This window comes from Streptomyces sp. NPDC055243 (assembly GCF_044544025.1).
In the GTDB taxonomy this organism is placed as follows: Bacteria; Actinomycetota; Actinomycetes; order Streptomycetales; family Streptomycetaceae; genus Streptomyces.
Genome location: NZ_JBITWR010000013.1, coordinates 169,195 through 182,724, shown reverse-complemented (window position 1 = coordinate 182,724; position 13,530 = coordinate 169,195). Strand labels below are relative to the sequence as shown.

General features: G+C 72.3%; 12 protein-coding genes and 2 pseudogenes. 9 read left to right on the top strand and 5 right to left on the bottom strand.

Annotation, left to right across the window (positions count from 1 at the left end; translation table 11 throughout):
• The first annotated feature begins 261 nt into the window (after positions 1-261).
• Both ACIGXX_RS32380 and ACIGXX_RS32375 read left to right on the top strand, forming a co-directional pair.
• Entirely contained in the window at positions 262-1,476 is a 1,215-nt protein-coding gene (locus ACIGXX_RS32380) for a hypothetical protein (protein WP_399980940.1), read from the top strand.
• A gap of 193 nt (positions 1,477-1,669) precedes the next feature.
• Positions 1,670-2,698, top strand: coding sequence for a tetratricopeptide repeat protein (locus ACIGXX_RS32375; RefSeq protein WP_399980937.1), 1,029 nt, complete (start codon positions 1,670-1,672; stop codon positions 2,696-2,698).
• Positions 2,699-2,707: 9 nt separating this feature from the next.
• Here ACIGXX_RS32375 and ACIGXX_RS32370 read toward each other — a convergent pair whose 3' ends face one another.
• From ACIGXX_RS32370 to ACIGXX_RS32355, 4 genes are all read right to left on the bottom strand, one after another.
• Positions 2,708-3,094: a PPOX class F420-dependent oxidoreductase gene (locus ACIGXX_RS32370; RefSeq protein ID WP_351164389.1), complete on the bottom strand. Its 387-nt coding sequence runs from the start codon at positions 3,092-3,094 to the stop codon at positions 2,708-2,710.
• 44 nt (positions 3,095-3,138) lie between these two features.
• Positions 3,139-3,540: an iron chaperone gene (locus ACIGXX_RS32365; protein WP_399980933.1), complete on the bottom strand. Its 402-nt coding sequence runs from the start codon at positions 3,538-3,540 to the stop codon at positions 3,139-3,141.
• A gap of 98 nt (positions 3,541-3,638) precedes the next feature.
• Entirely contained in the window at positions 3,639-4,139 is a 501-nt protein-coding gene (locus ACIGXX_RS32360) for a hypothetical protein (RefSeq protein ID WP_351164387.1), read from the bottom strand.
• 201 nt (positions 4,140-4,340) lie between these two features.
• Positions 4,341-5,777, bottom strand: a complete 1,437-nt coding sequence (locus ACIGXX_RS32355; protein ID WP_399980929.1) for a tetratricopeptide repeat protein — start codon at positions 5,775-5,777, stop codon at positions 4,341-4,343.
• Positions 5,778-6,020: 243 nt separating this feature from the next.
• On the opposite strand from ACIGXX_RS32355, the gene ACIGXX_RS32350 reads away from it, so the two are divergent.
• The 6 genes and pseudogenes from ACIGXX_RS32350 (at position 6,021) to ACIGXX_RS32325 (ending at position 11,700) form a co-directional block, all read left to right on the top strand.
• Positions 6,021-7,361, top strand: a complete 1,341-nt coding sequence (locus ACIGXX_RS32350; RefSeq protein ID WP_383821226.1) for a M64 family metallopeptidase — start codon at positions 6,021-6,023, stop codon at positions 7,359-7,361.
• 81 nt (positions 7,362-7,442) lie between these two features.
• Positions 7,443-7,883 (top strand): annotated as a pseudogene (locus ACIGXX_RS32345) (Fur family transcriptional regulator); the annotation flags it as partial.
• 102 nt (positions 7,884-7,985) lie between these two features.
• Positions 7,986-8,507 carry a GNAT family N-acetyltransferase gene (locus tag ACIGXX_RS32340; RefSeq protein WP_399981070.1) on the top strand — a complete coding sequence of 174 codons (522 nt, stop codon included), beginning with the start codon at positions 7,986-7,988 and terminating at the stop codon, positions 8,505-8,507.
• Between the two features lie 124 nt (positions 8,508-8,631).
• Positions 8,632-9,816, top strand: a pseudogene (locus ACIGXX_RS32335) (MFS transporter); the annotation flags it as partial.
• Positions 9,817-9,870: 54 nt separating this feature from the next.
• A complete protein-coding gene (locus ACIGXX_RS32330; protein ID WP_351164487.1) occupies positions 9,871-10,776 on the top strand; it encodes an aminoglycoside phosphotransferase family protein in 906 nt (301 codons plus the stop codon).
• 57 nt (positions 10,777-10,833) lie between these two features.
• Positions 10,834-11,700, top strand: coding sequence for a GNAT family N-acetyltransferase (locus ACIGXX_RS32325; protein ID WP_399980926.1), 867 nt, complete (start codon positions 10,834-10,836; stop codon positions 11,698-11,700).
• On the opposite strand, the gene ACIGXX_RS32320 is transcribed toward ACIGXX_RS32325, so the two are convergent.
• Entirely contained in the window at positions 11,682-12,686 is a 1,005-nt protein-coding gene (locus ACIGXX_RS32320) for a DJ-1/PfpI family protein (protein ID WP_351164381.1), read from the bottom strand. The two genes, ACIGXX_RS32325 and ACIGXX_RS32320, sit on opposite strands and share 19 nt — an antisense overlap.
• Positions 12,687-12,832: 146 nt before the next feature.
• Here ACIGXX_RS32320 and ACIGXX_RS32315 point away from each other — a divergent pair, with 146 nt between their 5' ends.
• Complete coding sequence (locus ACIGXX_RS32315; RefSeq protein ID WP_399980923.1) at positions 12,833-13,480, top strand: HD domain-containing protein; 648 nt, start codon at positions 12,833-12,835, stop codon at positions 13,478-13,480.
• The last annotated feature ends 50 nt before the right edge of the window (positions 13,481-13,530 follow it).

Genomic DNA, 13,530 nt, shown 5'->3' with positions numbered 1-13,530 from the left:
ACAGGGCCGGAAGTCAGACTCAGAGCCGGACTATCGGCCCACGGTCGCTGTAGTGCCGTGCACGCCGGGTCATCCTCGGGGAGGAGAGGTGTGGGGGATGTGTAGGACCCACACCGATCGCCCGATCACCGGAGGATTCGCCTCCGTACCTTTGGACACCTGTTCACCACAGAACAACTCGCCCTCATATCACCTCAATAGGAGAGATAAGGTGTCGAGTCAGCTCTCAGATACTTGTCATCACCATCCAGGAGAACCTTCGTGACTCTTGCCATCGCGCCGTCTGAAGCCGCCGACTCGTCCGACGCCACCTCGGTGGAGGCTCCCTCGGTGGAGACTCCCTCGGTGGACGAGCACTCCGCGGTCCCGTCGGACGACACCGCGGCGGTTCCGTCGGCCGACGTGCCCGAGCCGGTGGCCCGGGACGCCCGCGACTTCGGCGCCTACGCACGGACCGGCGGCTGGACCTTCGCCCTGAAGGTCGCGCGCAGCGTGCGCCCCGGCGGGCAGGGAGCCGACGAGACGCCGAAGGTATCGGCGAAGCAGTTCAGCGAACTGGCCGGCTGCTCGGCCGAGCGCGTCATGCGCTACTACAAAGCCTGGGACAAGGCCGCTGACGATGGCGTCGTACCCCACTTCGAGGCGCTCACGCCCGGCGAGGACATCGAACTTCCGGACTCCGACCTCTGGTTGACGTACTACGCGTCCCGCTCCAGCGCGCTCTCCCCGCGCGGCACCGCGATCACGGAGGCCGCCGAGGCCGAGGGCATCCGCCCCACCAAGGCCCTGGAGGTGGCCGAGAACCCCACCGCGCTGCGGGCCGCGATCCTCGCCGACCCCGGGACCGCCGAGGCGGCGCGGCGCGCCCTGATGGACCGGATCGAGGAGGACCCGGCGCTGCGCACCGAGCTGGTGCGCGACATCGTGCGGGCGGACGACCTCAAGAAGGCGGTCGCGGCCGAGGCCAAGGCGGGCGACCGCGTCGACTACGTCCGCCAGATCGTCGACAAGGGCCAGGTCAAGACGCCCGCGGGCCAGATGATCGACGCGCCCGCCGAGCTGAAGGAGGAGGCCGAGCGGCACCTGTCCCTCATCGACGAGCTCGAGGACGGCGAGGACTCCGGCGAGTGGGCACGCGAGGCGTACGACACCGTGAAGGACCTGGTCGCCCAGACCGTCCAGAGCGACCCGCAGCTGCGGGTGCAGGAGCGCCGTGCGAAGTTCTACAACAGCCTCCAGAAGGCGACGAAGGTCTTCGAGGAGCTGACCTTCGACGACGCCGAGGTCGACGACATCTACGAGGACGACATGCTGCTGCGCCTCGAAGAGCTCCAGAAGTCGATCGCCGCGTGCATCACGGCGCTGCAGTCGGCGACCGCGGGCGCCGCCGCACCCGCCGCACCCACGGCACCCGCCGCGCCCGCCGGGGACACCGCTCCCGCCGGGGACGCGGGGGACTCCTGGGACGGCAGCTGACGGCTGCCGGACCTCACCTCCGGGGCCCCGCCCTCCCCGTACATCCCGATGATGACCATGGCCCCGCCCGTAGCCCTGGAGTCGTACGGAATGACCCATACGCGGAGGGATTCGCCGCACCCCGCCCCGCTCGTAGCTTCTTGATCAACGTACGGAGACCGACGTACGGAGTTGATCGAGAGGTCATGGATCTATGCACGGCAAGGCATTCGCGCCGGAGTACCAAGGCGAGTTGGGCTCGGCACTCGGGGTGAACTCCTCCTACGAGGAGGTGCTGACGAAAGCGGGCCGCGCCCTCTCCCAGGCGGACACCGCCCTGGAGAGGGCGCGCGCCGCTCTCGCCCTGGCCGAGGCCAACCGGCGGCTCGGCCAGGTGGACGACGCGGGCGCCGCGTGGCGGCATAGCTACCGCAGCGCACGCGTCGCGGGGGACGCGGGGGCCATGGCGTGGGCCCTGTGGAGCGGCGGCACACTCGCCCGCCAGTGCGGCCGGCTGCGGCTCGCCCGGCGGCTTCTGACCTGGGGCGTCGCGCTGGCCGCCGACAGCGGTGAGCGGCTCGCGCACGGCTACGCGCTCGCCGGGCTCGCCGAGACCGGCCGCATCCAGGGGGACTACGCGGCGGTGGCAGCGCTCCACGAGCAGCTGCTCGAACAGGGCCGGGCGCACGGCGAGGCGCGGCACATGGTGTGGGCGATGTCCGGCATCGCCCAGATGCGGCGGAACACCGGCGACTACACCGAAGCGCTGGAACTGTTCGAGGAGTGCGTCAGGATCTCGGCCGACGCCCAGGACGCGCGGGGGCGCGCCTGGTCGCTGCGCGGGGTCGCCGACGTCCTCTCACTGCGCGGCGAGGCGGAGCGGGCGCTCGCGCTGCTCTCGGAGGCGGAGGCCATCTGCCGCACCATGGATCTGGCGAGCGCGCTCGCGTACAACCACAAGATGCGCGGCAACGTCCTGTACCGGCACGGGAGTTACGAAGCGGCCCGCGAGATGTACGCCATCGCCCTGGAGGAGTTCACTGCCATGCGGGAGCCGCGCGGCGTGGCCCTGTCCCGTCTCGGACTGGTCAAGTCGCGCGCCCGCCTCGGCCGCGACCGGAGCGAGACGCTGGCCGAACTCACCGAGCTCGAAGGGGACTTCGCGCGCATCGGGCTGCGACACGCGCGCGAGACCGCCGCCGCCTTCCGTGGTGAACTGGCCGCGGAGCCGAGCATGACCTGACGCGGGGCGTCACCCGGTGGGCGTAATGCGGATGCCCACCGTCCCGCTCGCGCCGCGCCGGAGCTTGCTGCCCAGCAGGGTGAGGCGGCCGACCAGGCCGTACTTGCGCTTGAGAAGGGTGCGGTAGCGGGCGGTCGTCTCCGCGTCGCAGATCTCGGCGGTGGCGGGGACGGACTCGCCGGTCGGGTTGCCGCGCAGGTCGCAGGGGCCGATCAGGACGTCGGCGCGGTTGCGGATCCGCTTGACCTTCCAGGAGTCCGTCACCGTCCAGATGCCCAGCGCGGCGCCGTCCTCGACGACCCAGACGGGGCTCGGCACCGGAGTGCCGTTCTTGCGGTAACTGGTGACCAGCAGGTACTTGCCGGCCCCGAGCCCCGTCTGCGCTACCTCGTCCACGTAACCGCTCCAGACTTCTTCTCGTCGCTCTTGCTGACCAAAATTCAGCCTGTGGTGCGGATGTCGCCGCCGGCTGCCGTCGGAGGAGTACACCACGGCGGGCGGCGGGTGGCCCTGAGCAGGTCGCGTACGAGGTCGAAGTCGATGTGCTCCGGCTTGCGGAAGCGCAGGCAGCCCTTGCCCATGTCGTGCGCTGCCAGGCGGTCGGCGAAGGCCTCGCGGACGTCGCCACGCATCAGGTAGAAGGAGATGTACTGCATCTGGGCGGCGAAGGCGATCTCGGCGGCGCCGTCCCGTTCGTACGCGGGCATCCCGTACGCCATGACCTCGTCGAAGCCCTTCAGCTCCGCGCGGCACAGCTCTCGCAGCCGGACCAGGGCGTCCCTGCGTCCCTCGTCCACCTCGGCCAGATACCCGGCCACGTCCTTCGCCTCGCTCCGCACCATGCCCCGAGGTTACCGAGGGCCGACGCCCTCCGCCGGGAACAGGCGTGCCTCCGGGGCCCGGACGGATCCGGACCCCGGAGGCACGGGTCGTGCGACGGTCAGGCGCCCCACGTGCCCTGGTTGACGGCGCAGTTCCAGCCGTTGCCGTGCACCTTGAACTTGACCTTGTAGGACCTGGTGTTCAGCAGGCGCGTCTTGACCCTGACCCCGAGGCTGGCCTTGCCCTTCAGGCTCTTGTCGTAGACGGAGATGGTCTTCGAGGTCTTGTGCGTGACCTTGCCGCCCTTCGCCTTCGCCGTGCCGAAGCGGACGTTCTTGACGTTGCTGACGGTGAAGGTGACCTTCTTGAAGCTCTTCGTGCTCTTGTTCTTGAGGCCGAAGTACAGGCCGTCGCCCTTCACCCAGCCGCCCGGGCCGATGTAGAACCGGGACGTGTAGACGATGTCGATCGGGCAGCCGGCGCTCTGCGCCGAGGCGACCGACGCCTTCGGCGCCTTCGGGGCGTCCGCCGCGGAGGCGGATCCGGCCAGGCCGAGCTGAGCGGCCGTGAGCGCCCCCGCCGTGGCCAGGACAGCGGCGGTCGTACGTGCGTGGTTCATCAGGCTGATGCCTTTCCCCCTGCGACCCTCTCGGGCCCAACTGTCAGAATGATGCGAAGCATGCGCACAAGGCGGTCTGCGTCCCCGTGCCGCCCGTATTTTTAGCAGGCGGACGGACATGAGGGGACATCAGGTTGTCCGAGCGCACAGCACCGTGACAAAAGCCGGACAATCACTCGGCGAAGCGGAATCCACGGCCCCTCACATCGGCGGAGGCGCCGGCGCGGGCCCCAGGGTCGTGGTGCCCAGAGCGGCCCGGTGGGCGAGGCCGGTGCGGTAGGCGTCCAGGGCAGCCTCCGTCCGTCCCGTGCGCCGGAGCAGATCGCCCAGGAGGCGGCAGAGGTCGGCCACGTCCCCGGCCGCGCCCGCGCGTTCGAGCAGCGGCAGCGCGGCGCGGTAGTGCTCCTCTGCGGCGTCCGGGTCACCGCACTCCTCGGCGATGAGGCCGAGCAGCCGGTGCGCGGCGCCCACATGCACCGCTCCGCGTCCGGCCCGCAGGGCGGGAACGTCGGTGGCCTCCGGGGTCTCCCCGGCGGACCCGGCCGACCCGGCTGCCCCCGCTGTCGTGGCGCCCGTCAGCAGGGGCCTCAGCAGCGCCTCGGCCTCACCGGCCTTGCCGCGCCGGCGCAGCACGTCCGCGAGTTCCACCTCGACCTGTTCGGCGAAGAGCGCGGCCCGCTTGGCGGTGAGCATCTCGTGCGCGGTGCGCAGTTCGCTCTCGGCGCGTTCCAGTCGGCCGTCCTGGGCGTGCACATACCCACGCATCCAGTGACAATGAGCGAGTTCGGTGCGGAGGTGCAGCTGCTGATAGAGGTCCTGGGCCTTGGCCAGCGACGCGTCGGCCTCGGCGATACGGCCCTGGGCGATGAGCGTGCGGGCCACTCCGCGGTGCATCCCGGCGAGCAGCGCCGGATCGTCCACGCGCGGCGCGAGCGCGAGGGCCAGTTCGGCGGCGTGCGCACCGCGTTCATGCGCGCCCATGTCCATGTACGGGGCGATGGAGGCCGAGTAGAGGAGGAGCAGCGCGTCGGGGTCGTGCAGTCCGGTGGCGTTGAGCTGATCGAGGGCGGTCTCCAACAGGTGACAGGCGTAGCGGAGTTCACCCGTCAGGCGGTGCGCGTTGGCGCGGCCTCGGATGGCGGGCACACGGCGGGGCAGCGGCTCGTCGGCGAGCAGCCGCTCCACCGAGGCGAAGCACTCGTGCGCGTCGTCGAGGTCGCCGGACTCCAGGAGGCACTCGCCGAGGCCGAGGAGCGCGTCGGCCCGCTCCCCCGGCAGCGCGTGCTCGACGGCTTCGGCGCACAGGGCGCGGAAGAGGGGGGCGGCATCCTCGGGGGCGCCGGTGGCCAGGGCGCGCCGCGCGTCGGTCAGGCGCAGGCGCAGCTCGGCGGCGAGGCGGGCCGGGCGTCCGGTCGCGAGCTCCTCGGGGGTGACGCCGAGGCGCTGGGCCAGGTGCCGCAGTGCGGCATCGGACGGCCTCACCTTGCCCGACTCCAGCGTGGAGACATAGGCGGGCGTATAAGCGGGCTCGGCCAACTGCCGCTGGGTGAGCCCGAGTTCCGTACGCAGCCGCAGGACGCGCCGCCCGATCACCGCAGGCCCGTCCAGCCGCGCGCCCCCAGTTCCGTTCTCCGTCATCTCTCCCTCTCCAGATCCAAGCCAAGCCCATCCAGGACTGAGGCAGAGGCACTTGGGCGTACATGGCGCGAACTCATCATTCCCACAAGCACCTTCCGCCCCGGGCATTGCCTGGCTTCCCTCCAACCCCTACATTGAACCGCGCCTTAACCTCCCTTAACCCCCCACTTATGTCGCGGACTTGCCGAACCCGCTTCCGCGCAGACTCACGGGAGTTCACCCATGCGTAGACACTCATCCCGCATGTCCTCCACGACCGGGACATCCCGCATGTCCCGGATATCCCGCAAGCGCCTCGCCGTGGCCACCGGCGTCGCCCTGGCCTCGGCGCTCGCCGCCACCGCGCCGGTCGCCGCCGACCAGGGCCAGGACGCCGGCGCCCCCGCCGCCCACGAAGCCGCCCAGGTCGAGGTCGAGTACTTCACCGGGCCGGACGGCCACCCCCGCCGGACGCAGGTCCCCGCCTCCGACCCGCTCACCAGGAAGCAGGAGTCCACGATCAAGGACGACGGCGACGTCCTGCCGATCGTGGAGGCCGGGGCGAGCGACGCCAAGGTCGACGTCGTCTTCATCGGCGACGGCTACACCGCCGCCCAGCAGGAGGACTTCCACGCCGACGTGCGCACCAAATGGAAGGAGATGGCCGCCGTCCAGCCGTACGCCGAGTACGAGGACCTCTTCAACGTCTGGGCCGTCGACGCGCACTCGCAGCAGTCCGGCGTCTCGGGCGACCCGACGAGCGACGTCCGCAAGAACACCGCCCTGGACTCGGCGTTCTTCTGCGACGGCATCGAGCGGCTGCTGTGCGTCGACACCAACAAGGTGGAGGCGTACGCGAGCAAGGCCGCCGACCCCGACCTCGTCATCGTGCTCAGCAACTCCACCAAGTACGGCGGCGCGGGCTACAACGCCATCACCTCGCCGTCCGGGTACGACGGCATCGGCACCGCGTCCTCCGACCACGCCGACTCCGACCAGGTGGCCGTCCACGAGACGGGCCACTCCTTCGGCAAGCTCGCCGACGAGTACTGGTACGACGAGAGCACCTACAGCGGCCCGGAGCCGGGCGAGTCCAACCTCACCAAGCTCAGCGCCGACGAGATGGCCGCGCAGAAGGTGAAGTGGCACCGCTGGCTCGGCCAGGAGTCACCCGACGGCGGCACCGTCGGCGCGTACGAGGGCGGCGGCTACCACGGGCACGGCCTCAACCGCCCCACCGAGGACTCGATCATGCGCACGCTGGGCCGCGAGTTCAATCTGCCCGGACGCGAGGCGATGATCGCGGGCTTCCACCAGCACGCGCCCACCCTCACCGCCGCCACCCCCACCGGCCGACAGGTGCGCGGCGGCGAGCGCATCCGCGTCGAGGCGTCGTCGCACGCACGGGTGCGCTGGTACGTCGACGGCCGCGAGGCCCGGCAGGCCCGGGACGCGAGCAGCGTGACGGCCGACGCGCTCGGTGTGCCCGACGACGGCCGCGCGCACACCGTCACGGCACGCGCCACCGACCCGAACAAGGCGGTCCGCACCCCGGAACTGCGCAAGCACCTGACCTCCTCGCTCAGCTGGCAGGTCACGCGCTGACGTGCCGCCGCGGCCGCCGTACGCACGGCGGCCGCCGCGCGGTCCCCACCCTCGTCGACTTGAAAACCGTGTTCATTTACTATGGGGGTCCGTACGGCACCGCTCGACCAAGGAGCCCCCATGGGCAACCCGCAGACAGCGGCCCCGCCGGGCGCGCCGGAGAGCCGGGCCGCCGAGCGCGGGCTGCGCAGGACGCGACAGCGCACCGCCGTGCTCGACATGCTGGGCCGCTGCCCGGACTTCGTCTCCGCGCAGGAGCTGCACGCGCTGATGGCCGCCGCCGGCAGCACGGTCGGCCTGACCACCGTCTACCGCACCCTGCGCGAGCTGGGACGCGCCGGCCTGGTCGATGTCGTACGCGACGAGGCCGGCGAGCGGCTCTACCTCCAGCGGCCCACCGACGAGCACAGCCACTACCTCATCTGCCGCTGCTGCGGCCGCAGCCAGGCGGTCGACGCGGACGTCGTAGAACGCTGGGCGGAGCGCCTGGGCAAGGCCACCGGTTTCGCCGGGCTCGAGCACACCCTCGAACTGAGCGGTGTCTGCGGCCGCTGCCAGGCCGCCGAGGACACCGCCCCGTGCCGCCAGATCCTGTCCAGGAATACTGCGGCCATGACCACACACATGACCGCACACGCGAAGGCGTCGCCGGAGGCGGCGGCGCCCGTACCGGGGTGGGTGCTGCGGGCCGCGGAGGCCACCGACGTCGAGGCCATCGCCGAGCTGCGCGCGCGGGTGATGCGCCCGGACCTGGAGCGGCTCGGCCGCTTCGACGAGCACCGGGTGCGCCAGAGACTGCGGGACGCCTTCTCGCCCCGGCACACCTCGGTCGTCGTCGCCGACGGCTCCTTCGCGGGCTGCGTCGCGCTGCGGCCGGCCGCTGACGGGGTGTGGCTCGAACACTTCTACCTCGACCCCGCCCTCCAGGGCCGGGGCCTGGGATCGGCGGTGCTGCGCGGACTGCTCGACCGGACCGACGCCGAGGGCGATCTCGTCCGCCTGAACGTCCTGCAGGGCAGCGCGGCCCGGCGCCTCTATGAGCGCCACGGTTTCCGCGTCGAGAGCGAGGACCCGATCGACGTCTACATGGTGCGGCGGCCCGGCCGACGCGACGGCGGCGGACCGGGAACCGTGCCGCACCGCTGAGCGGCCGATTGGCCCACACCCGTGACCAGGAAATGGTCCACAGGCCGGACCATTCGGCTGGCTAGCCTCTTCTCACCGCAGAAGAAACGGCCCAACGGCCGCCTAGCCAGGGAGCGTTGTGCCGATCCAGATCCTGCCGCAGGCCGGTGCGCCACGCGTGCTCGCCGCCGCCCAGCTGAGCAATTCGCTCGGCGACGGCGCCTATTACGTGACCTCGGCCCTCTACTTCACCCGCGTCATCGGCCTCTCCCCCACCCAGATCGGGCTCGCGCTCACGGTCGCCTGGGCCATCGGTTCCGTCACGGGGGTGCCGCTGGGCGCGCTCGCCGACCGGAAGGGGCCGCGCGGCACGGCGGTCCTGCTCGCCCTGGCCACCGGCGCGTCGGTCGCCTCCTTCCTGTTCATCCGCTCCTTCGTCCCGTTCCTCCTCGCGGCCTGCCTGTACGCCGTCGCCCAGTGCGGGCTGGCCGCGGCACGGCAGGCGCTGCTCGCGGGCCTGGTGACGCCCGCGGCCCGGACGGGCGTCCTGGCCCATCTCCAGTCGACGCTCAACGCAGGTCTCGCCGTCGGTGCCGCGCTCGGCGGTCTCGCCCTGTCCCTCGACACGCGCGGGGCGTATCTGGCGGTCTTCGCGCTGGACGCTGTCAGCTTCCTGCTCTGCGCGCTGGTGCTGCACCGGCTGCCCGCGGTGCCGCGGTCCGCGGCGCGGGGGAAGGGCGAGCCGCGCCTGGCCGTGCTCCGCGACCGTCCCTACGCCGTCGTCACCGCGCTCAACGCGGTCCTGCTGCTGCGGATGCCACTGCTGAGCCTCGCGATCCCGCTGTGGGTGGTGGAGCGGACGAACGCGCCGAGCTGGCTGGTCTCGGTGCTCTTCGTCCTCAACACCCTTGCGGTGATGGCCTTCCAGGTGCGCGTGGCCCGTGACGTCAGTGGACCGCGCACGGCCACGCGTGCGGTGCGGCGCTCCGGTCTCGTCATGTTCGCTTCGTGCGCGGTCTTCGCCCTCTCGGCCGCGGGGCTTCCGGTGTGGGCGACGGTGGCGGTCCTGGTGACGGCGGCGGTGCTCCAGGTCGTCGCGGAGATGCAGCAGTCCGCGGGGTCCTGGCAGATCAGCTTCGACCTGGCGCCCGCGCACCAAGTGGGCCAGTACCAGGGCTTCTTCGGCACCGGCGTGCCCGTCGCCCGTACCCTCGGCCCGCTCCTGCTCACCTCTCTCCTCGTGGTGTGGGGCGTACCTGGCTGGCTGCTGCTCGGCGGGATACTCCTCGCGGCGAGTCTTGCGACGGAGCCCGCGGTGCGCTGGGCGGCGAGGGGTATATTCATCGGCCAATCAGCGGCAGCACGGGGAGTGGGTACTCCGCACATGGGCGACGTCGTCGAGTTCGATGAGGCACTGGTCCGGTCCCTGCTCCATGAGCAGCATCCCGACCTGGCGGACCTCGACCTGCACGGGACGGTCACCGGCTGGGACAACCAACTGTGGCGCCTGGGCGACGAGCTGGCCGTCCGTCTCCCGTGCACGGAGCGTGCCCCGGACCTCCTGCGCAAGGAGCACCACTGGCTGCCCGCCCTGGCCCCGCGCCTTCCGCTCCCCGTACCGACCCCCCTGCGGATCGGTGAACCGTCCGCGCGCTTCCCCAAGACCTGGACCATCGCGTCCTGGGTCCCCGGCGAACCGGGCGACCGCGCCACGATCAGCCGCGACGACCACGCGGCCGACACGCTGGCGCGGTTCCTCAGGGCGCTCCACGTGGACGCGCCCGCCGACGCCCCGGCCAATCCGATGCGCGGCGTTCCCCTCAGCACCTTCGCGCACGACTTCGCCGCAGGCCTCCAGGCCATCGTCTCCAGCGGCGGCTACACCGGCGCCCTCACCGCCATCCAGGACGTCTGGGAGGACGCTCTCGCGGCTCCCGGCCCGGCGGGACCGCCGGTGTGGCTGCACGGTGACCTGCACCCCGCGAACGTCGTCGTCTCCGGCGGGACACTGTCCGGCGTGATCGACTTCGGTGAACTCTGCGCGGGCGACCCGGCGACCGACCTCTCGGCCGCGTGGGTGCTGCTTCCCGCTGGCGCCGCGGCACGGTTCTTCGACGCGTACGCCCGCGCCGACGAGGCGACCGTGCGGCGGGCCCGGGGCTGGGCCGTGTACCGGGCCGTGGGTCTCATCTCCATCGGCCAGGCGGGGGAACAGGGCCTTCCCGGCGGGAAGCGCACCTGGGGAGTGGCGGGCCGGGCGGCGCTCGATCGCGTGCTGGCGGACCGCTGACGTCTCGGCCCTGCACCTGACCACGGGCGGAACCGTGCCGAGCGGACCCGTGATGAGATGCACCGCATGAGTGATCACTTGCTGCGGGCCGACACGGACCTGCGGGCCCACATAGAGCAGTACTACGCCACCGTGCCGCTGCTGTTCGCCGACGCCGAGGAGTTCGGCTCCCTGCGCCTCTTCGTGCGCAAGGCGGCGGGCGCCCCCTACTACGGCGGCCCGAGCCACGCCCAGCCCACCGCTGCGGGCTCCGCGGAGGTCGCCCCCGCCGACATCGCGCTGGTGCGCGCCCGGCAGCGCGAACTCGGCGTGCCGGAGGCCTTCGAGTGGCTGGACGAAGTCGCTCCGTCCCTGCGCGCCCGCGTCGAGGCCGACGGTCTGCCGGTGACGGAGCGCCCCTTGATGGTCCTGGACCCGCACCACGCGCTGCCCGAGCAGCCCTTGCCCGACGGGGTGACGATCCGCGCCCTGGACGCCGACGACCCGGCGCTCCCGGCCGCCCTCGCCGTCCCCCGCCTCGCCTTCGCCAAGGACGGCGGCTCGGCGGGACGCGCGGAGCTGGCGGTGGCCGCCGCGGAGGTCACGGCGGACGGCACGCTCGACGCCGTGCGCCCCACTCTGCACGCAGGCCACAAGACGCTGGTCGCCGCGCTCGCCGCCGACGGCACCCCGCTGGCCGTGGGCCACTACCACCCGGCGGTCGCCACCACGGAGATCGGCGGCATCGGCACCCTGCCCATCGCGCGCCGCCAGGGCCTGGGGGCCGCCGTGGCGGGGGGACTGGCCACCCACGCCCGCGACCACGGCGTACGGACCGTCTTCCTCGCCTACGCCCAGGAGAGCGTCGCCCGCCTCTACGCCCGGCTGGGCTTCCGCCCGGCAGGCACGACCCTGCTGATCGCGAATCAGCCGGCCCGTTCCTGAGCCACCTCGACCCGGGTCGTGCGGAAGCGTGCGGCGTACGCGGAGGGCGTGGTCCCCAGGTGCCGGGCGAAGGCCCTGCGCAGCGTCTCGTCACTGCCCAGGCCGCTGCGCTCGGCCGCGTCGGTGACGCTCGCGCCGCGTTCGAGCAGCATGCGGGCGGCCTCCAGCCTGAGGGACTCCACGTACGCGGCCGGTGTGGTGCCGAGCTGGCGCGTGAAGAGCCGGGTCAGATGCCGGCCGCTCACGGCGGCCCGCCCGGCCAGGGTCGCCAGGCGGTGGTCGGCCGCCGGGTCGGCGGCGATGGCGTCCAGGACCGGGCGCAGCACCGGATGGCCGGTCGCGGGGGTGCGGGAGGCCGCGGAGAACTGGGACTGGCCGCCGGGCCGTTGCAGGAAGACCACGAGGTCGCGGGCGACCCTCCGGGCGGTGTCGGGGCCGTGGTCCTGCTCCACGAGGGCCAGGCAGACGTCGATGCCGGCGGTGACCCCGGCCGAGGTGAGCACGGGCCCGTCCTGGACGTAGATGGCATCCGCCGTGACGGTGACGTCGGGGTGCAGCCGGGCCAGCGTCGCCGCGTGCTCCCAGTGGGTCGTCGCCCTGCGCCCGCGCAGCAGACCCGCAGCGGCGAGGGCGAAGGCTCCGGTGCACACGGAGGCCACCCGCCCTGCTGTGCCCGCCAGTTGGCCCACGAGCTCGACGAGGTCGGGCCGTTCGGCGAAGGTGACGAGCTCGGCGTGGCCGGGGACGACGAGGGTGTCCGCGCCGCCCGCGTCGGCGGCCGGCAGATCGGCCGCGATCCGCAGCCCGGTGGAGGTCCTGACGTCCTGCCCGTCGGGGGTGCACACCCGCACGGTGTAGCGGCCGCCGGTGTAGCGGGCCGCGGTGGCGAAGACCTCCAAGGGGGCCGCGACGTCCAGGAGGCGCACGCCGTCGAAGGCGAGGACGCAGACGTGGTGGGGGCGGAGTCGGTCGGGTTGTGGGGGCACGGGACCACGGTAGCCGCAGGGCGTGTCCAGATGTGTGGGGTACCTGTCCATGAGGACATGGCCGTGAGGGGCGTACGTCGAGCAGGCTGATCCCGGACGGCGAAAGGCATCGCCGCCCCCACCACCTCGACTACAGGAGTCACGCCATGACCGACCACGCCTCTTCCGCCGCCGGAGTCTCCGTGCCGGACACCAAGCTGGCCGCCGCGGCCACCGAACTGGTGCGGGACACCACGAACGAGCTGATCTACCACCACTCCCGCCGCGTCTTCTGGTTCGGCAGCCTGCAGGGCGCCCGGCGGGGGCTGGGCTTCGATCCCGAACTGCTCTACATCGGCGCGATGTTCCACGACCTGGGCCTGGGCGAGCGCTTCCGTGACAGCGGCCGCCGCTTCGAGGTGGACAGCGCCGAGGAGGCCCGCGACTTCCTGCACGGTCACGGCGTACCGGAGGACAGCGTGCGCCGGGTGTGGACCGCCATCGCCCTGCACACGACCCCGGGCATCCCCGAGTTCATGGAGCCGGAGGTCGCCCTGGTCACGGCCGGAGTGGAGTACGACGTCCTGGGCATCGGCTACGACGACCTGACGGCCGAGGACCGCGCCGAGATCACCGCGCTGCACCCGCGCCCCGACTTCAAGCGGCGGATCCTGGCGGCCTTCACCGAAGGCATCGCCCCCAAGCCGGAGACCACCTTCGGCAACGTGAAGGCCGACATCCTGGAGCACTTCGTCCCCGGCTACACCCGCGGCGATTTCGTCGAGGTCATCCAGAACTCCCCCTGGGCGGAGTAGCCACGGGGGCCATGCGGGAGAGCACAGACGAGTGTCAACCGAGGGTTGAC

Excerpts from the sequence above, each read along its gene's own strand:
- ACIGXX_RS32375 (WP_399980937.1), top strand. The coding sequence starts at position 1,670 with ATGCACGGCAAGGCATTCGCGCCGGAGTACCAAGGCGAGTTGGGCTCG.
- ACIGXX_RS32365 (WP_399980933.1), bottom strand. The coding sequence starts at position 3,540 with ATGGTGCGGAGCGAGGCGAAGGACGTGGCCGGGTATCTGGCCGAGGTG.
- ACIGXX_RS32360 (WP_351164387.1), bottom strand. The coding sequence starts at position 4,139 with ATGAACCACGCACGTACGACCGCCGCTGTCCTGGCCACGGCGGGGGCG.
- ACIGXX_RS32355 (WP_399980929.1), bottom strand. The coding sequence starts at position 5,777 with ATGACGGAGAACGGAACTGGGGGCGCGCGGCTGGACGGGCCTGCGGTG.
- ACIGXX_RS32350 (WP_383821226.1), top strand. The coding sequence starts at position 6,021 with ATGTCCTCCACGACCGGGACATCCCGCATGTCCCGGATATCCCGCAAG.
- ACIGXX_RS32340 (WP_399981070.1), top strand. The coding sequence starts at position 7,986 with ATGACCGCACACGCGAAGGCGTCGCCGGAGGCGGCGGCGCCCGTACCG.
- ACIGXX_RS32330 (WP_351164487.1), top strand. The coding sequence starts at position 9,871 with ATGGGCGACGTCGTCGAGTTCGATGAGGCACTGGTCCGGTCCCTGCTC.
- ACIGXX_RS32325 (WP_399980926.1), top strand. The coding sequence starts at position 10,834 with ATGCACCGCATGAGTGATCACTTGCTGCGGGCCGACACGGACCTGCGG.
- ACIGXX_RS32315 (WP_399980923.1), top strand. The coding sequence starts at position 12,833 with ATGACCGACCACGCCTCTTCCGCCGCCGGAGTCTCCGTGCCGGACACC.